General features: G+C 63.2%; 23 protein-coding genes and 1 tRNA gene. 11 read left to right on the top strand and 13 right to left on the bottom strand.

Annotated features, from left to right (window positions below; translation table 11 throughout):
• Positions 1-420 precede the first annotated feature (420 nt).
• A complete protein-coding gene (gene gatB / locus ACH9L7_RS09560; RefSeq protein ID WP_396610491.1) occupies positions 421-1,911 on the bottom strand; it encodes an Asp-tRNA(Asn)/Glu-tRNA(Gln) amidotransferase subunit GatB in 1,491 nt (496 codons plus the stop codon).
• Between the two features lie 182 nt (positions 1,912-2,093).
• Between gatB and ACH9L7_RS09555 the strand changes: the two genes are divergently transcribed.
• The 3 genes from ACH9L7_RS09555 (at position 2,094) to ACH9L7_RS09545 (ending at position 7,243) form a co-directional block, all read left to right on the top strand.
• Positions 2,094-2,402 carry a chromosome segregation protein SMC gene (locus ACH9L7_RS09555; RefSeq protein ID WP_396610490.1) on the top strand — a complete coding sequence of 103 codons (309 nt, stop codon included), beginning with the start codon at positions 2,094-2,096 and terminating at the stop codon, positions 2,400-2,402.
• Between the two features lie 82 nt (positions 2,403-2,484).
• Complete coding sequence (smc, locus tag ACH9L7_RS09550) at positions 2,485-6,195, top strand: chromosome segregation protein SMC (protein ID WP_396610489.1); 3,711 nt, start codon at positions 2,485-2,487, stop codon at positions 6,193-6,195.
• Positions 6,188-7,243: a segregation/condensation protein A gene (locus ACH9L7_RS09545; protein ID WP_396610488.1), complete on the top strand. Its 1,056-nt coding sequence runs from the start codon at positions 6,188-6,190 to the stop codon at positions 7,241-7,243. Before smc ends, ACH9L7_RS09545 begins: the two co-directional genes overlap by 8 nt.
• Before the next feature lie 37 nt (positions 7,244-7,280).
• Here the strand turns inward: ACH9L7_RS09545 and mtnP are convergent, their stop codons facing one another.
• The 3 genes from mtnP to ACH9L7_RS09530 all read right to left on the bottom strand — a co-directional run bounded on the left by mtnP (position 7,281) and on the right by ACH9L7_RS09530 (position 10,007).
• Positions 7,281-8,141: an S-methyl-5'-thioadenosine phosphorylase gene (gene mtnP, locus ACH9L7_RS09540; protein ID WP_396610487.1), complete on the bottom strand. Its 861-nt coding sequence runs from the start codon at positions 8,139-8,141 to the stop codon at positions 7,281-7,283.
• 68 nt (positions 8,142-8,209) lie between these two features.
• Complete coding sequence (locus tag ACH9L7_RS09535) at positions 8,210-9,190, bottom strand: AEC family transporter (RefSeq protein ID WP_396610486.1); 981 nt, start codon at positions 9,188-9,190, stop codon at positions 8,210-8,212.
• Between the two features lie 103 nt (positions 9,191-9,293).
• Entirely contained in the window at positions 9,294-10,007 is a 714-nt protein-coding gene (locus ACH9L7_RS09530) for a phosphoribosyltransferase (protein ID WP_396610485.1), read from the bottom strand.
• Between the two features lie 235 nt (positions 10,008-10,242).
• On the opposite strand from ACH9L7_RS09530, the gene ACH9L7_RS09525 reads away from it, so the two are divergent.
• Positions 10,243-10,413 carry a hypothetical protein gene (locus ACH9L7_RS09525; protein WP_169317617.1) on the top strand — a complete coding sequence of 57 codons (171 nt, stop codon included), beginning with the start codon at positions 10,243-10,245 and terminating at the stop codon, positions 10,411-10,413.
• A gap of 131 nt (positions 10,414-10,544) precedes the next feature.
• Positions 10,545-11,444: a PhzF family phenazine biosynthesis protein gene (locus ACH9L7_RS09520; protein ID WP_396610484.1), complete on the top strand. Its 900-nt coding sequence runs from the start codon at positions 10,545-10,547 to the stop codon at positions 11,442-11,444.
• 25 nt (positions 11,445-11,469) lie between these two features.
• Here the strand turns inward: ACH9L7_RS09520 and ACH9L7_RS09515 are convergent, their stop codons facing one another.
• Genes ACH9L7_RS09515 through ACH9L7_RS09495 form a run of 5 tightly spaced genes read right to left on the bottom strand, consistent with a single transcriptional unit; the run spans position 11,470 to position 13,793 of the window.
• Positions 11,470-12,234, bottom strand: a complete 765-nt coding sequence (locus ACH9L7_RS09515; RefSeq protein ID WP_396610483.1) for a proteasome assembly chaperone family protein — start codon at positions 12,232-12,234, stop codon at positions 11,470-11,472.
• Between the two features lie 57 nt (positions 12,235-12,291).
• Entirely contained in the window at positions 12,292-12,495 is a 204-nt protein-coding gene (locus tag ACH9L7_RS09510) for an RNA-protein complex protein Nop10 (protein WP_396610482.1), read from the bottom strand.
• Entirely contained in the window at positions 12,495-13,295 is an 801-nt protein-coding gene (locus tag ACH9L7_RS09505; protein ID WP_396610481.1) for a translation initiation factor IF-2 subunit alpha, read from the bottom strand. Before ACH9L7_RS09505 ends, ACH9L7_RS09510 begins: the two co-directional genes overlap by 1 nt.
• An 18-nt stretch (positions 13,296-13,313) precedes the next feature.
• Positions 13,314-13,508, bottom strand: coding sequence for a 30S ribosomal protein S27e (locus ACH9L7_RS09500; RefSeq protein ID WP_396610480.1), 195 nt, complete (start codon positions 13,506-13,508; stop codon positions 13,314-13,316).
• Positions 13,509-13,511: 3 nt separating this feature from the next.
• Positions 13,512-13,793, bottom strand: a complete 282-nt coding sequence (locus ACH9L7_RS09495; RefSeq protein WP_396610479.1) for a 50S ribosomal protein L44e — start codon at positions 13,791-13,793, stop codon at positions 13,512-13,514.
• 244 nt (positions 13,794-14,037) lie between these two features.
• On the opposite strand from ACH9L7_RS09495, the gene ACH9L7_RS09490 reads away from it, so the two are divergent.
• Complete coding sequence (locus ACH9L7_RS09490) at positions 14,038-14,298, top strand: HAH_0734 family protein (protein ID WP_396610478.1); 261 nt, start codon at positions 14,038-14,040, stop codon at positions 14,296-14,298.
• 7 nt (positions 14,299-14,305) lie between these two features.
• On the opposite strand, the gene ACH9L7_RS09485 is transcribed toward ACH9L7_RS09490, so the two are convergent.
• Entirely contained in the window at positions 14,306-16,654 is a 2,349-nt protein-coding gene (locus ACH9L7_RS09485; protein ID WP_396610477.1) for a DUF2298 domain-containing protein, read from the bottom strand.
• A 97-nt stretch (positions 16,655-16,751) separates the two neighbouring features.
• On the opposite strand from ACH9L7_RS09485, the gene ACH9L7_RS09480 reads away from it, so the two are divergent.
• From ACH9L7_RS09480 to ACH9L7_RS09460, 5 genes are all read left to right on the top strand, one after another.
• Complete coding sequence (locus ACH9L7_RS09480; RefSeq protein ID WP_396610476.1) at positions 16,752-17,537, top strand: glycosyltransferase; 786 nt, start codon at positions 16,752-16,754, stop codon at positions 17,535-17,537.
• Positions 17,530-17,988, top strand: coding sequence for a GtrA family protein (locus ACH9L7_RS09475; RefSeq protein WP_396610475.1), 459 nt, complete (start codon positions 17,530-17,532; stop codon positions 17,986-17,988). Before ACH9L7_RS09480 ends, ACH9L7_RS09475 begins: the two co-directional genes overlap by 8 nt.
• Before the next feature lie 69 nt (positions 17,989-18,057).
• Positions 18,058-18,132 (top strand) — tRNA-Met (locus ACH9L7_RS09470).
• Positions 18,133-18,511: 379 nt separating this feature from the next.
• Positions 18,512-18,991, top strand: a complete 480-nt coding sequence (locus tag ACH9L7_RS09465) for a hypothetical protein (RefSeq protein ID WP_396610474.1) — start codon at positions 18,512-18,514, stop codon at positions 18,989-18,991.
• Between the two features lie 67 nt (positions 18,992-19,058).
• Positions 19,059-19,475, top strand: a complete 417-nt coding sequence (locus tag ACH9L7_RS09460) for a Rieske (2Fe-2S) protein (RefSeq protein ID WP_396610473.1) — start codon at positions 19,059-19,061, stop codon at positions 19,473-19,475.
• Between the two features lie 45 nt (positions 19,476-19,520).
• On the opposite strand, the gene ACH9L7_RS09455 is transcribed toward ACH9L7_RS09460, so the two are convergent.
• Genes ACH9L7_RS09455 through pabB form a run of 3 tightly spaced genes read right to left on the bottom strand, consistent with a single transcriptional unit; the run spans position 19,521 to position 22,605 of the window.
• Entirely contained in the window at positions 19,521-20,408 is an 888-nt protein-coding gene (locus ACH9L7_RS09455) for an aminotransferase class IV (protein WP_396610472.1), read from the bottom strand.
• Positions 20,405-21,109 (bottom strand): anthranilate synthase component II, encoded by a 705-nt coding sequence (locus ACH9L7_RS09450; protein WP_396610471.1) that lies wholly within the window; start codon positions 21,107-21,109, stop codon positions 20,405-20,407. Before ACH9L7_RS09450 ends, ACH9L7_RS09455 begins: the two co-directional genes overlap by 4 nt.
• The gene (gene pabB, locus ACH9L7_RS09445; RefSeq protein WP_396610470.1) at positions 21,106-22,605 is read right to left on the bottom strand and encodes an aminodeoxychorismate synthase, component I; all 1,500 of its coding nucleotides are present in this window, start codon (positions 22,603-22,605) and stop codon (positions 21,106-21,108) included. Before pabB ends, ACH9L7_RS09450 begins: the two co-directional genes overlap by 4 nt.
• Positions 22,606-22,634 lie beyond the last annotated feature (29 nt).

The raw sequence follows: 22,634 nt of genomic DNA, 5'->3' as shown, positions 1-22,634 counted from the left end.
GTACCAGCGCTGCCATCAGTACCATTCTGCTGACCGGATGTAATGCCAGAGTACCGCATATCGGGTTTAGCGGTGATGTTACCACCAACATCGAATTAATCGGCCGTCGCGTTCCAGAGGCTCCTGAACGTGCGAAAGTTATCCCACTGTCTGATTCTCGAATTCCAGACGAGTCGTTGATTCGGGAGACGGTCAAATCGGCGATTGAAGAGTCACCAGCTCACGTCGGTGTCAAAAAGAGTGAAAAGAAAGCCCTTCAGTCGACACTCGACTCGCTACCAAAGCATACCAACAGTAACGAGCCAGCAGAGAATGGGTGGTACATAGAGCACCAAAACTCGGTTGTCCACGTCTCTAAGTACATTTTAGACTAATCTGGAGCACGCGACACAAGAGCGCGAAAAATATTCGTGCGTTTTCTTACTCGTCTAGCTTCTCGCGGAGCAATTGGTTCGCCGTGCCGGGGTCCGCAGAGCCGCGCGATTTCTGCATGACCTGTCCGACGAGGAAGTTCAGCGCGCCGCCTTCGCCGTTGTGGTAGTCGGCGACTGCGTCGGGGTTCTCGTCGATGGCTTCCTCGACGAAGCCGACGATTTCGTCGTCGTCGGCCTTGCCGAGACCTTCTTCCTCGACGATGGTGTCGGGGTCGTTCTCCTCGTCGAGCATCTTGCGAAGGACGATTTCCTCGGCGTTCTTCGTCGTCACCTCGTCGGCGTCGACGAGTTCGACGAGGCGGGTGAACTCGTCGAGGCGGTCCGACACGTCCGTGATAAGCATGTCGCGGTAGTTGAGTTCGCCGAGCAGGTTGTCGGCGACCCACGTCGCGGCGAGGTCGGCGTCGAACTCGGCGGCGACATCCTCGAAGAAGTCGGCGACTTCCTTCGTGGAAGTGAGCTTCGAGGCCGATTCTTCGTCCAGACCGTACTCGCTCTGGAATCGCTCGCGGCGGGCGTCGGGGAGTTCCGGAATCGGAATCTCCGCTTTCCAGTGGGCGACCTGGAGCGCCGGAAGGTCGGCCTCTTGGAAGTAGCGGTAGTCCTTTTCTTCTTCTTTCGAGCGCATCGAGACGGTGATGCCGCGGGATTCGTCCCAGTGGCGGGTCTCCTGCTCGATGGCGCGGCCGCGCTTGACGGCGTTCTTCTGGCGGGTGACCTCGTAGGCCAGCGCCTTCTCAGCACCCTTGTGGCTGGAGATGTTCTTGACCTCGGTGCGGTTCGCCGCTTCGAGCGCCTCGCTGGAGATGTCGCCGTTGTCGTCTACTTCGTCGGCGGGGACGAGCGAGATGTTGGCGTCGATGCGGAGCGAGCCGTCGCGGGTGGCGTCGAACACGCCGAGATATTCGAGTACCTCTTCGAGTTTGGCGAGGAACGCGCGGGTCTCCTGCGGGCTGCGGAAGTCGGGTTCCGTGACGATTTCCATAAGCGGCGTCCCGGCGCGGTTGTAGTTGACCAGCGTGTAGTCGGCGGTGTCGATGCTGCCGCCTTTGTGCTGGAGGCTCCCCGGGTCCTCTTCGAGGTGGGCGCGGGTGATGCCGATTTCGCGGCGCTTGCCTTCGACGGAGACTTCCAGCGACCCGTCCGCACAGATGGGCGCGTCGTACTGGGTAATCTGGAAGTTCTTGGGCAGGTCGGGGTAGTAGTAGTTCTTCCGGTGGAACCGGGTGTCCTCGGCGATGTCGGCGTTCAGTGCCTTGCCAACCTTCACGGCCGATTCGACCGCTTTCTCGTTGAGTACCGGGAGCGCACCGGGGAGACCGAGACAGACCGGGCACACGCGTGTGTTCGGCTCCTCGTCGTCGGCGGACTCGGTCGAACAGCCACAGAAAATCTTCGTAGCCGTCTCGAGTTGAACGTGGACCTCCAACCCGATGACGACCGCGAGTTCGCGCTGTTCGAGCGCTTGCGCAGTCATTGGGCGCGCTTCGACGGCGGTGGGCTAAAGACTAACGGGACGGTCCCGAGAATGCGGTCTGTCGTCGCCGAATCGGAGCCGCTCTCGAAATATATGGTGGGCGTCAACAACTCGCACACATATCACAATTTCGGTGATTGTCTGACGCACATTTATGTCTCCAGCGTGGCCCTACTGTAGGCATGAGCAATCGGGTGGAGGAACTCGAATCCAAGGTGGCAGAACTACAGGCCGCGGTGAACGGACTCACCGAGGAACTCGTCGAAACGAAAGAGCGACTTCGGCAACTCGAAGACGCGAACGACGTGGAGATTCCCACGCGCGCCGCACAGCGTCGGACCGACTCCGAACCGCAGACGGAGGCGGACGACGAAGCGGAACTCGTCGACGAGGAGGAACAGACCGACGACGATGAAATTAAAACGGACGAAACCGAGGACAGTGACGAAGGCGAAACCGAGACCCTCGGCGACGATATAATCGTCGCATAACGGGTCCGTCGCTAGCGACGAGCGCACCTCGTGTTCATGCGGTGTGCTCGACTGCGGGTGTCGCCCGCCTGAACACCAACACATGCACATCAAGGAACTCGTCCTCGACAATTTCAAGAGCTTCGGACGACCGACTCGCATCCCATTCTACGAGGATTTCACGGTCGTCACGGGTCCGAACGGGTCGGGAAAGTCGAACATCATCGACGGCGTCCTGTTCGCGCTCGGACTCGCCCGCACGCGAGGTATTCGCGCCGAGAAACTGACTGACCTCATCTACAACCCCGGTCACGCAGACGGGAGCGATGAGGCCGAGACGGGAACCAAAGAAGCGAGCGTCACCGTCATCCTCGATAACTCCGACGGCACGCTCGACCGGTCGCAAGTGGTCAATGCCGCGGGCACCGACAACGTCGGGTCGGTCGACGAAATCACCATCAAACGCCGGGTGAAAGAGACGTCGGACAACTACTACTCGTATTACTACCTCAACGAGCGCTCGGTCAACCTCTCTGATATTCAGGACCTGTTGGCGCAGGCCGGTATCACCCCGGAGGGATACAACGTCGTCATGCAGGGCGACGTGACCGAGATTATCAACATGACGCCCTACCAGCGGCGGGGCATCATCGACGAAATCGCCGGCGTCGCCGAGTTCGACGCGAAGAAAGAAGCCGCGTTCGAGGAACTCGAAGCGGTCGAAGAGCGCGTCGACGAGGCGGACCTGCGAATCGAGGAAAAAGAGACGCGTCTCGACCAACTTGCAGACGAACGAGAAACCGCGCTCGAATACAAGGGCCTTCGCGAGGAGAAAGAGGAGTACGAAGGCTACCTGAAAGCCGCGGAACTCGAAGACAAGCGCGACGACCTCTCGCGGACCGAATCGCGCATCGAGTCCACTGAATCCGACCTCGAAGCACTACAGGCGGAACTCGATGAACGGCAGGGCAAGGTCACCCGTCTCGAAGAAGACCTCGAAGACCTGACGCGCGAAATCGAGCGCAAGGGTGAGGACGAACAACTCCGCATCAAGTCGGAGATGGAGGAGATCAAAGGCGACATCGCGCGCCTCGAAAACGCCATCGAGGCGGCAGAGGAAAAGCGCGACGACGCCGAGGCCGAGCGACGAAAAGCGTTCGTCGACATCGACCGCAAACAAGAGAAGATAGACGACCTCGAAACCGACATTCGCGAAATCAAGGTCGAGAAGGCGTCTGTCAAAAGCGACATCCAGTCCAAGCGGGTCGAACTCTCCGAAGTACAGGCCGAAATCGACTCCGTGGACACCGAGTTCGACGAACTGAAATCCGAACTCGCCGAGAAGAAAGAGACCCTAGAGGAGTACAAGACCGAGAAGAACGACCGCCAGCGCGAGAAGGACCGCCTCCTCGACGACGCGCGCCGTCGTTCGAACCAGATTTCGGAGACACAAGACGAAATCGAGGCCGCACACGAGCGTATTCCCGAACTGAAGGCGACGCTTTCGGACCTTCACAGCGAACTCGACACGGCCGAGAAGAACGACGCGAAGATAGACGGCATCATCGAGGACCTGCAGGACGAAAAGGCCGAACTTCAGGACGAACTCTCGGGCGTCACGGACAAACTGCAGTCCAAGCAGTCCGAGTACGCCCGCCTCGAAGCGCGGGCGGGGTCCGACGGCGACAACTCGTGGCCACGCGCGGTCACGACGATTCTCAACGCCGGTCTCTCGGGTGTCCACGGCGCGGTCGGTCAACTCGGCTCCGTGGACGGCGAGTACGCGAAAGCCTGTGAGACGGCTGCCGGTGGCCGACTCGCCAACGTCGTCGTCGACGACGACGGCGTGGGTTCGACCTGTATCGACCACCTGAAGTCTCGGAACGCGGGCCGCGCGACGTTCCTGCCCATCACCAAGATGGACAACCGCGGCCTCCCGCGCAAGCCCAACCATCCGGGTGTTGTCGACTTCGCGCGCAACCTCGTCGACTACGACTCGCAGTACGAATCCATCTTCTCGTACGTCCTCGGGTCGACGCTGGTCGTCGAGGACATGCAGACCGCGCGCGCCCTGATGGGCGACTACCGGATGGTGACTCTCGACGGTGACCTCGTCGAGCGCTCTGGTGCGATGACTGGTGGGTCCGGTGGTGGCTCTCGGTACTCCTTTTCGAAGTCCGGCGAAGGCCGACTCGAACGCATTGCCAAGGAGATTACCAAACTCGAAGACCGCCGCCGCTCGCTCAACAGCGAGATTCGCGACATCGAAGGCGACCTCGAAGACGCGCGCGGACGAAAGACCGACGCCGTAGACCGCGTCCGGACCATCGAGCGCGAAATCGAAGACGCCGAGGAAGACATCGAGGAAGCGGAGGCCGAAATCGAGCGCCTCAACGACCACCTCGACGACCTCCAATCGGAACGCGAGTCGGTGGACGAGAAGATGTCCACTCTCGACGACGAAATCGCCGCGTTCGACGAGAAAATCGAGGCCGTCGAGGCCGACATCGCCGATATCGAACAGCAACTCGCAGACTCTGAGATTCCGGAACTCACCGCCCGCGCCGACGACATCCGCGCCGATATCGACGACCTCGAAGACCGAATGGGCTCTCTCGACGGTCGCCTCAACGAACTCCAACTGGAGAAACAGTACGCCGAAGAGGCGGTCGACGACCTCCACGATACGGTCGAATCCGCGCAGAACCGCAAGGCAGAGGCCAAAGAGGCAATCGAGGACGCGAAGGGGGCCATCGAAGACCGCGAAGCCGACCTCGAAGAAAAACGCGAGGCGGTCGCGGAACTCGAAGACGAACTGGTCGACCTCAAGGAAGACCGCCGCGAACTACAGGACGACCTGCGAGAGGCGCGGACCGCCCGAGACGAGAAGAAAGACCGGGTCAAGGCCGTCGAATCCAAAATCGACAGTCTGCGGTCGGCCGCAGAGCGACTCGAATGGGAAATCGACGAACTCGAATCGCAGGTCGGTGACTACGACCCAGACGCGATTCCCGACCACAGCACCGTCGAGTCCGAAATCGAACGTCTCACAGAAGAGATGGAGGCGCTCGAACCGGTCAACATGCTCGCCATCGACGAGTACGACGACGTGAAGACGGACCTCGAAGACCTCCAAGAGCGCCGCGACGTGTTGGTCGAAGAGCGCGACGCCATCCAAGAGCGCATCGAGCAGTACGAATCACAGAAGAAAGAGACGTTCATGGAGTCGTTCGACGCCATCGCCGAGAACTTCACCGACATCTTCGAGCGCCTCTCGAACGGGACGGGCCATCTCCATCTGGAGAACCCCGAAGATCCGTTCGAGGAGGGCCTGACGATGAAGGCGCAACCCGGCGACAAACCAATCCAGCGCCTCGATGCGATGTCCGGCGGCGAGAAGTCGCTGACGGCGCTCGCGTTCATCTTCGCCATCCAGCGCCACAACCCCGCGCCGTTCTACGCGCTGGACGAGGTCGACGCCTTCCTCGACGCCGCGAACGCCGAGCGCGTCGGCCAGATGGTCGATGACCTCGCCGGTGACGCCCAGTTCGTCGTCGTCTCGCACCGCTCTGCGCTCCTCGAACGTGCCGAGCGAGCCATTGGGGTGACGATGCAGGGCGACAACGTCAGCGCAGTCACGGGGATTCAGTTCTCGCCGGACGATGGCGACAGCAGCGGTGACGCTGGCGATGGCGGCGACGGAGACGACCACGGTGGCGACGACGACAGCACCGATGGCGACAGTAGCGACGACACTCCCGATACCGACGATGGGATAGACGGACCGGATGCAGAGGTGCTGGCGAATGACTGACGACATCCCGTCGTTGAATCTCACGCGGGACCGCGACGGCCGCGACGATGACTCCCGCAGTGATGTGGACGACACGTTCTCGTTCGACCGTAGCGAGGACGACCGAGACGGTGATGCCACCCCAACTGGGTCGGCGGACGCCAGCCCTGACGGCATCGACGACGTGCTCCCGGACGATGTCCAAAGTGGGGACGACGACGAGGTCGAACCCGTCGAACTCCTCGTCCAACTTGCGAAAGATGGCGACATCGACCCGTGGGACATCGACATCGTCGAGGTGACTGACGCCTTCCTCGACCGCCTCGACGCGATGGACCTCCGGACCACCGGGAGAGCGCTGTTCTACGCGAGCGTCCTCTTGCGGATGAAGTCCGACGAACTGCTCTCGCCGGACGACCCCGACGAGGAGGAACTCGAACCGTGGGAACTCGCCATGCAGGGCGGCGACGACGATGGTCGGCCGCCCGACGACGGCGCACCCGGATTCGACCCCATCAACGCGCTCGAAGCCGAGATGGACCGCCGTCTCGAACGCAAGCACGCCCGCGGGTCGCCCGAGACACTGGACGAACTCGTCCGCGAACTCCGCGAGGCCGAACGCGGGTCGTGGTGGAAGCGCCGCCGCGAGTACGACACCACCGAGTCGCCGCGTGGATTTTCCCGCGGGACGCAGACGCTCGATTACCACGCCGCTGGCGACATGCGCGGCGCGGGCGAACCGACCGAAGACGACGTGACGGGAACCGCTCACAACGAGGACATCGAGGCCGTCGTCGACGCCGTCCGTGACGTGCTTTCGACGCACTACGAGAAGGGCCGCGACGAGGTCCTCTTCGCCGAGATTCGGGACGTTGCCGACACCGTGATGACGACGTACCTCGCCTTGTTGTTTCTCGCGCACCGAAGCACCGTCTACCTGAAACAGGACGAACTGTTCGGTGACCTCTGGATTCGGAACCCCGAGGTGTTCGACGAAACCGAAGACGACGAACAGACGGACGATGGCGAGGCCGAGGCGGAAGCCGTCGAAGCCGTCGCCGACGACTGAATAAAACGGTATTCTCCCGGCGTGACCGGCCGATAACTTACTCGACGTACGTGTCGATGAGCGGCGCGAGCTTTTCTTTCGTCTCTGCGGGGATGGCCTCGTCGGGTGTGTTGATGGTCCCTTCGAGCGCGGAGTGGCTATCGGTCTCGTGGCCGTCCGGAATCTTGCGGATGGCGGCTTCGACGGTCTCTTTGATGGCCTCCTCGTTGGCGGCGGCGTTTTTCAGCACCTCGTCGAGCGTGACTTCGCTGTCTTCTTTCCACACGTCGTAGTCGGTGACGCCGGTGATGGTCGCGTAGGCGATTTCGGCCTCGCGGGCGAGTTTCGCTTCGGGGATGGTGGTCATGCCGATGACGTCCCAGCCCTGTGCGCGGTAGAACTCGCTTTCGGCCTTCGTGGAGTACGACGGACCTTCGATGCAGACGTAGGTGCCGCCTTCCTGTACCGTCGCGTCCGTTGCTTCCTCGGCGGCTTCCGCGAGGATAGAGACGAGTTCCTCGTCGTATGGCATCGCAAAGGGTTGGTGGACGACGATGCCCTCGTCGAAGAACGTCAGGGGACGGTGTTTGGTGCGGTCGTAAATCTGGTCCGGGACGACGAGCGTCTGCGGCGGGAGGTCTTCCTTGAGACTGCCGACAGCGTTGCTCGCGAGAATGTGGGTGACGCCGAGTTGCTTCAGCGCGAAGATGTTCGCGCGGTAGGGGAGGGTCGTCGGCGAGTGCTGGTGGTCGGGACCGTGACGCGGGAGGAAGACGACTTCGCGGCCGGTGTCGCCGAACTCACCGACGATGGGCGTCGTCGAAGGCTCGCCGAAGGGCGTCTCGACAAGTTCCTCGCGCGTGTTTTCGAGGGGGAGCGCCTCGTAGATACCACTGCCGCCGATAAATCCGATTTTCATACACGAACGTGGATGAGCGCGCACAAAATCATGGCGAATCGGCAGCCGTTCAACCGTGTCCGGCGTGCTCAGATGACGACGCCGGCGTCGAGGAGGAAGATGATGACTGAGAGGAGCGGAACGCTGAGGAGCGTGGTCGCAAAGACGGCCGCGGAGACGAACTCGGCGACCGGAATCGCCCCTCCAACCTCCGTCTCACCGAACTCGCCCACGAGGATAAGTGGCGTCACCGCCGCGGGCATCGCCGATTCGAGGACGAACGTCCGAGCGACGACGGGGTCGCCGAAGCCGGAGACGAGGGCGATACCCACGGCGATAGCGGGTGCGACGACCATCTTGAGCACCGAGACGGCACCGACCTGCGGAAGCGTCGACCCGAGGTCGGCGTCGGACAGTTGGATGCCGAGGATGAGGAGCATAACCGGAATCGACGAGTCGCCGACGAGTTTGAGTGTCTGCATGGCTGCGATATCGGCCGGCGGGACGACCCCGAGCCACCGTGCGAGGAGCGCGAGAACGACTGCGTAGATGAGCGGGATTCGAAGCACGCGACCGAGGCCGACGCGCCACGCCGGTGGGTCGTCGTGGCCGGACTCTCTTTTTGACCCGCGACCGGCGATATAGACGCCGAGCGTGTAGATGAGAACACCCTGCACCGCGAGGTAGACGACTGCCGTAGAGCGACCGGCAGCGCCGAACGCGAACGACGAGACGGGAACCCCGTAGTTTCCGGAGTTCGGGAAGGCAGCGACGAGAACCAGTGCGCCGAGCATCGGTTCGGCGATGCCGAGCAGGCGCGCGACGACGCCCGCGACGAGAATCATGACGACGTGATAGACGACGATGCCGCCGGTGAGTGTGGCGAGCGTCTCGCTGGCGAGTTCGGTCGTCGCGAGACTGTAGAAGACGAGCGCGGGCGCGAGGACGTACACCGTCACCGTGTTGAGCGGGTCGGGGTCGACGCCGCGCGTGCGCCCTAACGCGAATCCCACCGCACCGATGGTGAGAATGGGGAGAAGCGCCGTCGCGAAGATAGACAGAAGCGACATACGCGTGCCCATGTGTGTCGCACGCTCGAACGTTTCGCTTCCGGCATATCGGTCGCAACAAAACAGTCGGAACGTCGGTCTGACTCCGCAGTGGAGTGTTCGGTTAGGCCCCGACGCCGTCGTTTTCGAGGAGTCGCCACGCGCCGTCGCCAGTGGACTCGACGTAGCCGCGTCGCTCCATCTCCGTCATGACTTCGGTCATCCGGTCGGGTTGGGCAATCTCCATCTCGATGCGGTCTACGTCGTGGAACTCGGCGAGGAAGTGGCGGATATCCTCCATCTCGAAGGTCTCTTCGTCGGCTTTCGCCATCACGCCAGAGACGAGGTCTATCATGTCCTCGATGAAGTTCCACGGGTAGACGACCCACGCCCACTCTTCGAGGCGTTCGCCCACGTAATCGGGTTCGAACTCGCTCGTCTGGAGGAGTTGGAGCGTCGCCGTCCGAACCTCGCCCGCGTTGCGGTCGGTCACGTACTCGTAGGCCCGCTTGATGGACCCACCGGTGTCGGCGATGTCGTCGATGATGAGCACGTCTTTGCCTTCGACGCTCCCTTCCGGCATCGGGTAGCGTACTTCGGGTTCGTTCGATTTCTGGGCCGTACCGACGTAGTGCTCCATCTTGAGACTCGTCAGGTCGTCGAGACCGACGAAGTCACAGATACAGCGACCGGCGAACCAACCACCGCGCGCCAGCGCGACGATAACTTCTGGTTCGAATTCGGACTCTTTGACATCGTCAGAAACGTCTCGACAGAGTCCGTAGATGTACTCCCAGTTCGTGATGGTGCACTTAAACTCGTCGGGGAGGCTGCCCATAACTTCCGTTCACCGTCCGTACTGCCGCGCCTGATGCCCTTTAATCTGTACGACTCGTTCCGCGCGTGTTCGTGAGTGACAATGGTCCTCAAAACCATGGTTAATCAGGTCCTAACCGTAGGTGAGGTACATTCTTCGGCTGGTGACGTTCTCGTCAGGAATAAACTAACCTATGTTAACAAGGAGCATAGTTATGTCGAATGGGTGAGTACGACAGGCCGTAGGTGAAAAACCGATGCACACGTGCGGTAACTGTGGTGAATTCGTCTCGCGAGACTTCGTCCGCGTGTTCGGAAACGAGCACAACGAAGTCGTTGGCTGCCCGGCATGTATGAACATGCGCGAAGTGATGCAAGGCGAGGGCGCGGCCCGACGCTCTCAGGGCGTCCGTTGGTCGCGGGCGTGACTGACCGGTCGCCAGTCACGTCTCCGTATTACTCATCTCATTCTCACCTTGCTTCCGACCGCTGACCTGTTGGTTTAATTTTGTGTCTTCGACCCGCTGGTTTGATACCGCGCCGGGCAGTGCGCACTTCCATGGATAGCCGACGCGCCCTTCTCGTCGATGCGTTCACGACAGAACCGTTGGCGGGAAACCCCGCTGGTGTCGTCCCCGACGCCGACGGTCTCAATGCGGAACAGATGCGGGCAATCGCGGCGGAACTCGGCGCGAGCGAGACGGCATTCGTCTGCTCGTCGCCGTCGGCCGACCGTCGAATCCGGTTTTTCACGCCGACACAGGAGGTGGACCTCTGTGGCCACGCGACCATCGCCGCTCACGCTCACCTCGTGGCCGAGCGTGCCATCGAACCGGGAACCCACACGGTGGAGACGAACGTCGGCACCCTCGACATCGAAGTCGGCGAGTTCGGCGAGGTGTGGATGACGCAGGACGCACCGACGGTCCGTGAACTCGATATCGACTACCACCGCCTCGGCAACGCCCTCGGAATCGACGAGGCAGCACTCCAAGACATCGGTGCCGACCTCCCAGTCGCGCTGGCGTCGACCGGACTCCCGTTCGTTATGGTCCCCGTGAACTTCCTCGAACACCTCTCTGGTGCCGAACCCAAGCAGGATGCCATCGCCGAACTGGCTTCCGAGTACGATGCCGCCGGTGTCTACGCGTTTACCTTCGACGCTATCGATGGCGACTCGACGCTCCACGCACGGTGTTTCGCGCCCGGCGTCGGCATCGCCGAGGACCCCGCGACCGGAACCGCAAGCGGTGCCTGCGGTGCGTATCTGCGCCACGTCGGCGCGTTCGACTCCATGCCCGACGAACTTCGCTTCGAGCAGGGTCACTTCGTCGACCGACCCAGTTTCATCTCGGTTCGGGTTGGAACGCAAATCGAAGTCGGTGGCCGAGCGGTGCAGTCGCTCGACGGAGAACTCGTGGTGCCGGACGCAGAACCCGACGACATCATCGAGGCGTGAGGCCTCGGGGCTTCCTGCGGGTCGGTTAGCCGATGTAGCGAAGGTCGTCGTCGCTCGCCAGACTCTGCTGTTGTTGCTGCATCTCCTGTATCTTCCCGGCGACTTCTTTCATCTCCTCGGCGCGGTCTTCGAGCGCCTCGAAGTCGACGTCGAAGTCGAGGAGTTGCTGTAGGACTTCGATGACCACCTGCGCGCTCTGGGGGTCGACGAGGTAGCCGCTCGTCTCGCCCATCAGACACGCCGCGTCGAGGCCTCGACGGCTGCCGAGGCCGAGGAGCAGTCCCGAGACGCCGACGATACCACCCGCGGGTTCACCCTCGCGGAACTCGACGCCCGCGTCTTCGAGCGCTTCGGTGTGGGACTCGTCTGCGACGGCCCCGAGGACCGACGGTTCGTCGACGAGTTCGCCCGTCGGAACGCCACCGAGTGCGAACACACGTTCGACGCCGAACTCCTCGGCGATGTCGAGGAAGGTGTCGGTGAGGTGGTAGTGACCCTCGTTGGACTGTGCCTGGTGGTCGCCGGTGAGCAAGAGCAGGTCGGGTCCGTCGCCCGGCGTCTCCACGGCGTGAATCTCTGTGTGCGTCAACTCGGCGATGCCGTCTTCGATGCTCACCTGCGGCGGGAACACGTCGGCGTAGACTCGACGAACCAGTTGTGCCTCCTCGAACTCCTCGAGAAGGTGCTCGACAGCGAGTTTTCCGACGTTTCCGACGCCCGGAAGTCCCTCGATGAGGACCGCATCGGAGAGGTCGGCCTCTGCGACAGCCTCGATTTCGATGTCGTCCATGCACGTAGTGCCGGACGCACTGGTTAAGAGGGCGTCGGTAGCCGAGTCCGTCTTCGGCTACTCGTCGGCCGTCTGCGACTCCTCGGCCGCCCGGCGCTTTCGAGCGCGACGGTACTCGCCGTAGGGGTCTTCGGGGTTGAACGGAGCGGGCGCGCTGTTTGCTGTCGGTGCGCCACACTCCGGACACGTCGTAGAAAGTGAGTACACCGGGCGGTCGTGGCGGCCGCGCCACGCGCTACACACCCGGATGTCAGATTTCATTACTCTTCGTCGCCGCTGCGTTCGCGGTGGTACTCGGCGGTCCCGCCTGTGGCCTCGATGGCCTCGCGGGCGCGAGCGACGCTCGCTTCGAGTTCCGATTCGGCCGTCTTGTAGTCGGGTGCCTTCACCTTGATGCGGTACTCGGGCGCACCGACGTAGGTGACAGAGAGTTCGATTTCGTCGCCGACGCTCCCGTCGCCTTCGGCGGCCTTCAGCGCCTCCTTCACGTCGTCGACGCCGTCGCCCGCGGGCGAGCGCAGGTCGACGTAGCCGGTGACGTTGACGAAGGGAACCGAGACGTTCTGGCGGGCGGTGTCGACGATGGCTTCGAGGTCGTCGTCGTCCAGTTCGACGCCTTCGAGGACTTCGATGCCGTGAATCGCGGCCTGCTCGAAGCTGTCGTAAAGCGAGTCGAACTCGCTCAGGAGGGCGTTGGCGACGGTGCCGTATTCCTCGTCAGAGACATCCTCGCCGAACGCGATGGCCATCCACTTGTCGGCCTTCTGCTCGTTTTTCCACTCCTGAATCTTCTCCTTGCGCTGGTGCTCGTTAACGTCCTTGATGGTGAGGTCGATCTGCTGGGACCCCTTGTTGACATCGAGGACTTTCGCGACGACCGTCTGGCCTTCGCGAACGTGGTCACGAACGTTCTTGATCCACCCGCTCGCGACCTCGCTGATGTGGACGAGTCCGCGCTTGTCTTCGTACTCTTCGAGGTCGACGAAGACACCGAAGTCCGCAATCTCGTCTACCTTCCCCACGACGAGTTCGCCGGAGTCAGGCCATCCGCTGTACTTCATGAAGCGTCCTCCAAGAAGTTACGCCTCGAGCTCGGTGCTGTCGCGGCGTTCGACCGTCTCGACGACCTCACCGTGGAACTCGGCGTTACCGCCGGTCGGCGTGGCGAGGGTCGTCCCGCAGACGGCACAGTTGACGTCCGAGGAGGCCTTTCCGAAGATGATCTGTTCGTTCTCGCAATCGTTGCATGCGACTTTGTAGTAGTTTCCTGCCATCGTTTACTCCTGGAATTCGAGGCGGCCTGCGCGCCAGCCCTTGCGCATGTGAGCCTTGCCACAGTCCGAGCAGATGTACTTCAGGTGCGTCTTCTTCGTTGGCTTGTCGCCACCGGGCACCTTAGAGAACTTACCGGCGTTACCGATGGTGGACTTGCCGCGTCGCGTTTGACGGGCGTTCCACTTCATACCGGTCGGTCGGCCCTTGCGGACCTTCTCGACTTCGTGCTCGTGGTGTGCCTTGCAGTGTGGGCAATACGTGTTGAAACGGCGTGGCATCTGCATAGATATCGACCTTGTGGGGGTTTTGACGTGGCCCGTTAAAACCCGTTTGGTTCGACGCGGCCGTGAAATCCGTCTTCCGCGCCCTGTTGGGCCGTGACAACGGCCCACAGCCAAGTGGTGAGATTCGATTTTATCCCGGGGCGACGCCCGCCTCACGGTCGGGCCCTCACTATGCGGGTATCCAGTAGCGACCTGCACGCCCGAAGCCGAAGCGATTAAGCGGTGAGTGTGCCAATCCCGGCACATGAAGAAGCTCATCATCCACGGCGACCCCGGAATTCGGCGCGACGCCGTCATCAAATACGACGGCGAGGAGTACACGTGTTTCGCCATCGACCGGCAGGGCGACTGGCACGGACCCGACCGCGTCCAGCTGTGGTGTACCATCGGCACCGAAGACGAGCGCGAGGCGTTCGAAAAGCGTGAGTTCGTCCCGCACTGGCTGGACACCGAGGGTGTCGACGCCGACGCCATCGAAGTCGTCAAAAAAAGCGGCGCGGCCTAAGTCGGCGTCAGGGTAACTCCGATTTTTCCACTTCGTAGACCACCACAGAGTCGGAGCGGTGCACCGGCGTCAACCACGACACGTCGGTGTCGATATCGCCGTAGCGAGCGCGTTCTCCCGGTCCGACCCACACGTACTGCACGTCGTACTGTTTGATGAGTCGAGCACGCACCGAGTCGTTGCCGACGTACATGGTGTCCACGTCACGGACCCGGTCGTAGTATGCCTCAGGACCGCGATAGCCGACTTCGTGCGCCCACCCGGCGACGGTTGGCACACCGGTCAGACTCGACTCGGGATTCGCGCGCCACGCGTACATAACGTTCCCGCGGTTGTCCGTCACCGCCTCGGACCACTTTGTCCCCGGTGCCGTGAGGATGACCGTGTTCTCGTCGGCGGTGTCGTCGAGCCACGAAATCGCGGCCGCTTCCTCGGGATGTCGCCACTCGGCGAACGCCGTCGCGTCGAGCGTCACTTCTTCGCGGGGAGAACTCGCGTGGTCAGTGACCGCGAGACCGCCGTACACGGATGTCGACGCGACGAACAGAATCACGACGCCGACGCCCACGGCACGGATTGCCTCCCGACGGATGCGCAAGTTGACTTTCGGAATCGGCAGGTCGCTCGCCGCGGCCGCCTCCCTGAAGAATCCGGCGAGGACAGGGCCCATCGCAACCCCCCAGAGGACCCACACCTGCATGTACGTCTTGAACACCGTGTTCATCCGGCCCGGTCCGGCCTGCTCGTTGACGAAGACGATTTCGACGACCGTGGCTAACCCCGCCCCGGCGACGACGAGCACAGTCGCAAACTGCGGGTCGTCGCTCGCTCGGAGGAGCACCCAGCCGACGAGGACGAACGGAACGAAGAGGACGAGTGCAGCGAACGAGTGCATGGCGGCGACGAGGGCCAGCGCGAGGACGCCGACGCCCACCGGAAGCGCCTCTCTGACGCCGAGGTTCTGGACGTAGTGGAGCGCGAAGGCGGCGACGAACGCGCCGTGGACGAGAAGGAGCGCCCCGAACCCGCTCCGTTGGGCGGGCGTGAGAATCTCGATAGTGCGCGTGCTTCCGCCACCTGCGACGCTGCCGAGTAGGAACGGACTCGCGAGTGCGACGGCAGCAACACCAGCGATGCCGACGATGGCGGTGGTTCCGAGGAGTCGCGCACCCTCTCCACGGACCGGGTCGTCGCCGACGAGTTCGGTGAGTCGGTCACGGCCGGGAAGGAGCGTCCACGGGCGGGCGGGCGCGAACACCATGCCGAGGAAGAGCACGCCGAAGAGAGACGGGAAGCTCCACGTGTCGATGACGACTTGGAGGCCGCCGAGGACCACGGTTGCGCCGACGAGTCGGCGACGCTCGCTGAGAGCGTCCTCGGGCGTCCGGAAGTAGGCGAACGTGAGCGCAGCGCCGAGGAGCAAAAACGGCGTGCCCATCATGTGAGCGTGCAGGTCGCCGTTGAGCCACGCGAACAAGGGGAACTCGTTGATGGTCTCGGGGATGACGCGACTCGCGGTCCAGTACGAGAAATCGGACGCGCTGGCGAGCACTTCCGAGACGGAGTATCGAGAGCGCTCGGCGATTGCCTGTGCGATTGGCCGCTGGAGGCCGTCCGGGAGGAGGCGAAGGACGAATCGACCGGCGGTGACGAGGTTACTCGCGAACCCGACGAAGAACGCCGCGAGGATGCCGCCGAGGCGGCCGTCCAGTCCGCGACTGTGCGAGATACTGCGGCCGAGTTCGAACGCGCCGGTCACGAGGAAGCCGAAGAACCCGGCGAGCGCGAGGTTGTAGGCGAACGCGGGGTCGGTGCCCGTGAGCCACGCGAGCAGAATCGAGATGAGGTGGCCGCCGTAGTAGTACCGAACCGGGTCGCCCGCAAACCACATGTCTTCGGGCGGGAGCACCGTCGAGCGGGCGAGCGACTTCAGGAGGCCGAAGTCGAGGAACTTCTCGCCACCGCCAGCGTGGACCGCGGGGTCGAGCGCGCGCAGTCCAACCGCGAAAAGGAAGGCCACGGCGAAGACGACGGCCGCCTGGGCGAGCGCGCGTCTGTCGATGTCGATTTCTGGGGCGAGTCGAACGCTGCCGTCGCGGAGGGCGTCGTGGTCGAGTCCGGCGAGCGCCGAGAGCGTCACGAGCGTCCCCACGCCGACGCTGACAGCTATTGCCGGGCCGAACGTCACGTGGCCGACATAGTAGACTGGGAGGGTCACGACGACGAGCGATACGGGAAGCGTAAAGCCTGCACCGCGGCCGGGGAGGCGGGCGAACAGTCGGTTCGAGAGGGGAAGACCGACCGCCCAGATGACCGCAAACACCGCCAGCCAGCGGGCCACGAGGGCGTATTCCATCTGTCAGAGAAAGGAGCGTCCGGCGGTAAACGTGTTGTGGATAGTCGGTGCGCCCGAGAGCGGTTCGCTTTTTACCACGTTCGGAGAATGGTCAGTTATGTCGCAGTCTGTCGGGGTGGTGGTTCCCGCCTATCGGCCCGACCCCGAGCGTCTCGTCCCGTACGTCCACGCCCTCGTCGAGGAGTTCGACCCGGCAGCCGTCCGTGTCGAACTCGACGCGCCGCGAGCAGAGACACTGGACGCGCTCTCTGCCCTCCCTTCAGTCGCAGTCGTGAACGCTGCCGATACCCGCCGCGGCAAAGGTGCGGCCATCACCGCCGGATTCGAAGCGCTCGACACTGATATTCTGGCCTTCGCCGATGCCGACGGGAGCACTCCCGCGGCGTCGATGGGCCACGTCGTCGCCGCCGTCCGCGAGGGTGCTGACCTCGCGGTCGGTTCACGCCGCCACCCCCGCGCAACTGTCGCGTCGCACCAGACCGTCGCCCGCCGGTACCTCGGCGACGGTTTCGCATGGCTCGCCCGCCGCTTGCTCGACGTCCCCCTGTACGACTACCAGTGTGGGGCGAAGGCGATAACCGCCGACGCGTGGGACGACGTTCGCGGCCACCTCTACGAACCCGGCTTCGCGTGGGACATCGAACTCATCGCCGTCTCAGGTGCGTTCGGCCACTGCGTCGCCGAGGTACCGGTCGTCTGGGAAGACCAGCCCAACTCGACCGTCTCCCCGGTCGATACGACCATCAAGATGGCACGCGGACTCGTTCGGTCTCGTCACCGCGCGCGCACGATTCGCGAGGACCGCCTCCACGAATTCATCGCCGCCCAGAACGACCAGTGCACCCTCGTCGAGGAGTTCTCGGCAGAGGTCACGGATGACTGACCGACTCGCAGCACTCGCTTCCGGTGCTCGATTCGGGAAGTTCGCCTCGGTCGGCGTCGTCGGCGCGATGTTCGACCTCACGGTGAGCAGCATCCTCATCATCGGCTTCGGCGTCGTCGGCGAGATTGCCAAACTCGTCGGTGCGGAGGTTGCCATCATGGTGATGTTCGTCATCAACGACCGCTGGACCTTCGCGGGCGCGGGCGCGGACTACTTTACCGCGAAGGTTCGGCGCTTCCTGAAATCGAACTTCGTCAGGAGCGGTGGTCTCGCGGTGCAGGTGCTCGTCGTCCGCGCGCTCCGGGAGGTTCCGGTGTCGATTCCGGTCTTCGGCATCGACCTCTGGCAACTCATCCCGCTGCCCATCGCCATCGCTGCGTCGATGTTTCTGAATTACGTCGCTGAGAGTCTCTTCACGTGGCGAATCACCGCCCGTTCGAGTCAGCGATAGTCACGGTGAAAATTGACACACGGCTCCCGAAACAGAAGCCTTAACAATAGATGTCTCGTTTGTTGATTCAGCGGGATGGGATAGCCAGGAGATTCCGCCGGGCTCATAACCCGGAGATCGGTAGTTCAAATCTACCTCCCGCTATGTTTTTGCCGACCTCAACTCCTGAGCGCCGAGGGTCGTCTCGGCGCGACCCCTGAGGTCGGCTTCATAGCACAGTAGATTTGAACCAGGGAGCGTCAGCGACCGTGGTTCAAATCTACCACCTGCTATTCTCCTGAAAACTACACTCCCAAGCGGCGCGTCTTGTCGCGCCGCGACGACGTGTTTCTCTGAGAATCGTGACGAGTAGATTTGAATTAGAGAACCGAGCGAAGCGAGGTTCGCGTCGTTCAAATCTACCGCCCGCTGTGGTTTTGCCGACCGCAACTCCCGAGCGCCGAGGCCCGTACGCGTCCCACTTCACCGACAAAACTTATCCAGCCACCAGCGCAACCCCTGTAGCGACCCCACCGCTCCATCCATGTCTCTTCAGACCCGCGTCCGTTCGGTCCCTCGCTTCCTCGCCGTCGAGGTGGCCCTCGCCGTCGTATTTCTCGTCTTGGGTGTGGTTCCCTTCGTCCTGTTCACGGAGACGGAGTTGTCCGCGCCTCCCGGATACGGGCGAGCGTGGGGTGTGGCGCTCGCGGCGCTCGGAGCGTTCTGGGTCGTCTTGCTCGCTCACGCCCTCGCCGACGTGTGGCGACTGCTTCGGAACCGCGGGACTGTCGCACTCGACAACCGCGCCGGGTTCGTCCACGGTGTCTTCCGGGTGGTCGAAACGCTCTCAGCCCTCGCAGCACCAGTGGTGCCGTTCGTCATCGTAGACAGTTCGTCCGATGCCCCGCTCCCGCCCGGGGCCGGGGTCGCAATCGCCCTTTTCATTGCCGCGCCGCTGTGCATCGGTGGGGTGGTGGTCCTCCTGCACACCGGGTGGATGGTGTGGACTGGCGGGAACTCGTAGTCGGGGCCACCACACAGCACTGGCCACTTCCGAAGGTAATTTTCCACCCCCCGCCTACCTGACTCCAATGAGCGACCTCGAACGAATCTGTTCGGTCGACGACGTACCCGAGGACACGACGTTCTTGTTCCGCGTCGCTGGCGACGACGAGGAAGAACAAGAAGCGATTCTCGTCCGCACGAACGGTGACATCTGTGGGTGGCTGAACTACTGCATGCACATGACGCACATCGCAATCGACAAAGGCTCGGGTGCGACGATGCGCAATGGCGAACTCATTTGCGAAAATCACGGCGCGTACTTCGAGGCAGACACGGGCTACTGTAACTTCGGTCCCTGCGAGGGCGCAGTTCTCAACGACCTCGATATCACCGTCGACGGCGACCACGTGTTTCTCTCCGACGACGACTACTCGTTCGTGGGACGAGGCGGCACCGAGAAAGACCCCGCCGACCGCAGTTCGAGTTCGAACGTCGAATTCTAAACAGCCGACCGCCGCGGCGACGGTGTCGTCTCGGGTGGTGTCACCTCAGTTCTCGTCGCCGTAGTGCTGGCGCTCGACGTACTCGTCGTAGAGTCGCGAGAGGAGCGTCGTTACCGGGCCGTCACCGACGCCGATACCGTCGACCGTCTCGACCGGGCGGAGTTCCCACGTCGAGTTAGTGAGAAACGCCTCGTTGGCGTCGCGGACTTCGTCGGGCGTAAAGCGCCGTTCTCGAATCGGAATCCCCTCTTGTCGAGCGAGGTCCAAGACGACGCGGCGTGTGATTCCGGGGAGGACCGGGCCGTCGAGACTCGGCGTACAGAGGGCGTCGTCATCGACGAAAAAGAGGTTACTCGTCGCACCCTCGGTGATGTAGCCGTCCGAATCGAGCATGAGTGCTTCGTCCGCCCCGGTCACTCGGAGTTCGGTTCGCGCGAGAATACCGTTGAGATAGTTGTGCGTCTTCGCGCGGGCGGGGAGCGCGCGGTCAGGAATACGGCGAGTTCTGACAGTTTGGACCGTCGCTGGGCCGTCCCAAACGGGGTCTGACCCGCGCCCGCCGCGGGGGAGTGATTCGACGATGACGACAACCCGCGGGTCCACCTCTTCGGCGGGTGTGAGGCGACCCGGTTGACTCCCGCGCGTTATCGAGAGGCGGACGTACGCTTCCTCGAGGTCGTTTGCGGCCAGCGTCTCGTCGATGCACTCTCGCAATTCGGCGTCTGAGAGGCCGTGGTCCATCCCAAGTACGTCGCACGTCTCGGCGAGTCGGTCGGCGTGCGCTTCCCAGTGGAACACGTCGCCGCCGTACGCGCGAAGGGTTTCGAAAGCGGCGTCGCCGTAGAGAAACCCGCGGTCTGTGACCGGAATCGACGCCTCGTCGGCGGACACGATGTCACCGTCGACGTAGTAGTCGGTCTCGTCGTCACTCATCGTCTCTCTCCTGTTTTATCGTCGTCCTCCCAAGTTGTCCATGCCTTCGTGGCAGGACCGTCTCCCGCCGCGATGTCCACGAAGTTGCGGACGATGGCTTTGCCCGCGTCGGTGAGGATGCTCTCGGGGTGGAACTGAACGCCGACGTGGGGTTTCCCGCGGTGTCGGACGCCCATGACGACGCGTTCGTCAGGGGTGCTCTCACCGTCGTCACTGTCTTCACTGCCCTCTCCGTCTTCGCCGTCCGCACTCTCTTCGACCGTCGTCGCCGTCACGACCAGTTCGTCTGGGATGTCATCGAGTTCGACCGCGAGCGAGTGGTAGCGACCGACTTCGATGCGCTCTGGGAGTCCGGCGAAGACGCCCTTGCCGTCGTGTTCGACTACCGAGGGTTTTCCGTGGACGACCTCCGGCGCGTGGCCGACGTGACTCCCGAGCGCGGCGCACAGCGACTGGTGGCCGAGGCAGACGCCGAGGGTCGGATAGTCGAGGTCGCGGAAGACGGGGACAGAGACCCCGGCCTCGGCGGGCGTGCCGGGACCGGGCGAAACCACGATACCGTCGGGGTCTATGTCGCGGATATCGTCGAGTGTGAGGGCGTCGTTGCGGTAGACCACCACCTCGTCGGCGAACTCGCCGACGTACTGGACGAGGTTGTAGGCGAACGAGTCGTAGTTGTCCACGACGAGGATGCGCGTCATTGCTCTGCCCCCACCGTCAACTGGGTCTGCTCGCCGAGCGCCTCGTCGATGGCGTTCACGAGCGCGCGGGCCTTGGCGAGCGTCTCGTCGTACTCGCTTTTCGGGTCCGAGTCGTGGACGATGCCCGCGCCGACGCGCAGGTGATACTCGTCTCCGAAGCGGACGAGCGTCCGAATGACGATGTTCAACACCGCCCGGTCGTCGAAGCCGATGGCGAACATGCTCCCGGTGTAGGGGCCGCGCCGGGTCAATTCGAGTTCGTCGATAATCTCCATCGTCCGGGGCTTTGGCGCACCGGTGATGGTGCCGCCGGGGAAGACGGCGGCGATGGCGTCGGCCAGTGAGGTGCCGGGGCGGCGGCACCCTTCGACCAGCGAGACGAGGTGCATGACCTCGGAGTAGCGGTCCACGCGGCGGTACTCGGTCACGTCGACCGTGCCGTACTCCGAGACCTTCCCGAGGTCGTTGCGTTCGAGGTCCACGAGCATGGCGTGCTCGGCGCGCTCTTTCTCGTCGGTCGTGAGGTCTGCTTCGAACGCGGCGTCTTCTTCCGGGGTCGTACCGCGCGGACGAGTTCCGGCGATTGGCTCCGTAACGAGTCGGTCGCCATCGACGCGGAGGAGCAGTTCGGGACTCGCGCTCACGAGGTCGACACCGGGGAATTCGAGGAGTCCGGAGTACGGCGCGGGATTCACGCGGCGAAGTGCGGCGTAGGCATCGACCGGGTGGACGGCCGCGGGTGCGACGAGTCGCTGCGAGAGATTGGCTTGGAAGGTGTCGCCGTCGCGGATGTACTGCTTCGCCGCCCGAACGCGGTCTGCGAACTCCTCGCGTCCGCAGGCGCTCTCGAACCGGGCTTCGTCGGCGACGACGGGTGCGTCGACCGGAGCGGCCGACCCCTCGACTGCGTCGGTTGCAAGCGCCATCGCCCGTGAACGAGCGTCGTCGTAGACCTCGTCGAGGTCGTCGCCGGAATCAATCCGCGGACAGCAGGTCACTCGGAGTTCGGTCGTCTCACCTTCTTGTCGGGGTTCGCGCCACGACGCAACGAGGTCGTACAGCCCGAGTTGAAGGTGCGGCAGGTGTCGGTCGTCTTCGGTCTCGTCGGGGAGCGATTCGAGTTCGCGGGCCACGTCGTACGAGAGCCATCCGAACAGGCCGCAGGGATACGGCACGTCGCAGTCGCCGCGGACGAGCGACTCCGACTCGACGAGGCCTTCGAGCGCCGCGAGCGTCGGCGACCCACCATCCGCCGTGGCGGCATCGGGACCAACGGAGAGGCGTTCGGCGGGAGAGACGCCGAAGTAGCCCCATCCAGACTGGCCGCCGGTCGTCTCGTAGAAGAAGCCACCAGAACTGCGTCGTGTGCGCCGATACGCGTCGAACGGGTCGGAAACGCTGACCCGGACTTCGACGGGGACGCGACTCCCGGGAGATGCGCTGTCGGCAGTCGCGCGAAAGTCGTCGCGCTCGGTGACGACGGTCGGTGCGGTCATTATTCGCACCAGTTCGTGCGTCGGGTAAA

The sequence above is a fragment of the Haloferax sp. S1W genome, from assembly GCF_044593955.1.
Taxonomy (GTDB): Archaea; Halobacteriota; Halobacteria; order Halobacteriales; family Haloferacaceae; genus Haloferax.
Note: the sequence above shows the minus strand (reverse complement) of the source record. Positions and strands in the feature narration are given on the sequence as shown.

Excerpts from the sequence above, each read along its gene's own strand:
- ACH9L7_RS09455 (WP_396610472.1), bottom strand. The coding sequence starts at position 20,408 with ATGAGTGACGACGAGACCGACTACTACGTCGACGGTGACATCGTGTCC.
- pabB (WP_396610470.1), bottom strand. The coding sequence starts at position 22,605 with ATGACCGCACCGACCGTCGTCACCGAGCGCGACGACTTTCGCGCGACT.
- ACH9L7_RS09535 (WP_396610486.1), bottom strand. The coding sequence starts at position 9,190 with ATGTCGCTTCTGTCTATCTTCGCGACGGCGCTTCTCCCCATTCTCACC.
- ACH9L7_RS09485 (WP_396610477.1), bottom strand. The coding sequence starts at position 16,654 with ATGGAATACGCCCTCGTGGCCCGCTGGCTGGCGGTGTTTGCGGTCATC.
- ACH9L7_RS09475 (WP_396610475.1), top strand. The coding sequence starts at position 17,530 with ATGACTGACCGACTCGCAGCACTCGCTTCCGGTGCTCGATTCGGGAAG.
- smc (WP_396610489.1), top strand. The coding sequence starts at position 2,485 with ATGCACATCAAGGAACTCGTCCTCGACAATTTCAAGAGCTTCGGACGA.
- ACH9L7_RS09450 (WP_396610471.1), bottom strand. The coding sequence starts at position 21,109 with ATGACGCGCATCCTCGTCGTGGACAACTACGACTCGTTCGCCTACAAC.
- ACH9L7_RS09490 (WP_396610478.1), top strand. The coding sequence starts at position 14,038 with ATGAAGAAGCTCATCATCCACGGCGACCCCGGAATTCGGCGCGACGCC.
- ACH9L7_RS09555 (WP_396610490.1), top strand. The coding sequence starts at position 2,094 with ATGAGCAATCGGGTGGAGGAACTCGAATCCAAGGTGGCAGAACTACAG.
- ACH9L7_RS09465 (WP_396610474.1), top strand. The coding sequence starts at position 18,512 with ATGTCTCTTCAGACCCGCGTCCGTTCGGTCCCTCGCTTCCTCGCCGTC.
- ACH9L7_RS09510 (WP_396610482.1), bottom strand. The coding sequence starts at position 12,495 with ATGAAATCTGACATCCGGGTGTGTAGCGCGTGGCGCGGCCGCCACGAC.
- ACH9L7_RS09500 (WP_396610480.1), bottom strand. The coding sequence starts at position 13,508 with ATGGCAGGAAACTACTACAAAGTCGCATGCAACGATTGCGAGAACGAA.
- ACH9L7_RS09520 (WP_396610484.1), top strand. The coding sequence starts at position 10,545 with ATGGATAGCCGACGCGCCCTTCTCGTCGATGCGTTCACGACAGAACCG.
- mtnP (WP_396610487.1), bottom strand. The coding sequence starts at position 8,141 with ATGAAAATCGGATTTATCGGCGGCAGTGGTATCTACGAGGCGCTCCCC.
- ACH9L7_RS09480 (WP_396610476.1), top strand. The coding sequence starts at position 16,752 with ATGTCGCAGTCTGTCGGGGTGGTGGTTCCCGCCTATCGGCCCGACCCC.
- ACH9L7_RS09460 (WP_396610473.1), top strand. The coding sequence starts at position 19,059 with ATGAGCGACCTCGAACGAATCTGTTCGGTCGACGACGTACCCGAGGAC.
- ACH9L7_RS09525 (WP_169317617.1), top strand. The coding sequence starts at position 10,243 with ATGCACACGTGCGGTAACTGTGGTGAATTCGTCTCGCGAGACTTCGTC.
- gatB (WP_396610491.1), bottom strand. The coding sequence starts at position 1,911 with ATGACTGCGCAAGCGCTCGAACAGCGCGAACTCGCGGTCGTCATCGGG.
- ACH9L7_RS09505 (WP_396610481.1), bottom strand. The coding sequence starts at position 13,295 with ATGAAGTACAGCGGATGGCCTGACTCCGGCGAACTCGTCGTGGGGAAG.
- ACH9L7_RS09530 (WP_396610485.1), bottom strand. The coding sequence starts at position 10,007 with ATGGGCAGCCTCCCCGACGAGTTTAAGTGCACCATCACGAACTGGGAG.
- ACH9L7_RS09495 (WP_396610479.1), bottom strand. The coding sequence starts at position 13,793 with ATGCAGATGCCACGCCGTTTCAACACGTATTGCCCACACTGCAAGGCA.
- ACH9L7_RS09515 (WP_396610483.1), bottom strand. The coding sequence starts at position 12,234 with ATGGACGACATCGAAATCGAGGCTGTCGCAGAGGCCGACCTCTCCGAT.
- ACH9L7_RS09545 (WP_396610488.1), top strand. The coding sequence starts at position 6,188 with ATGACTGACGACATCCCGTCGTTGAATCTCACGCGGGACCGCGACGGC.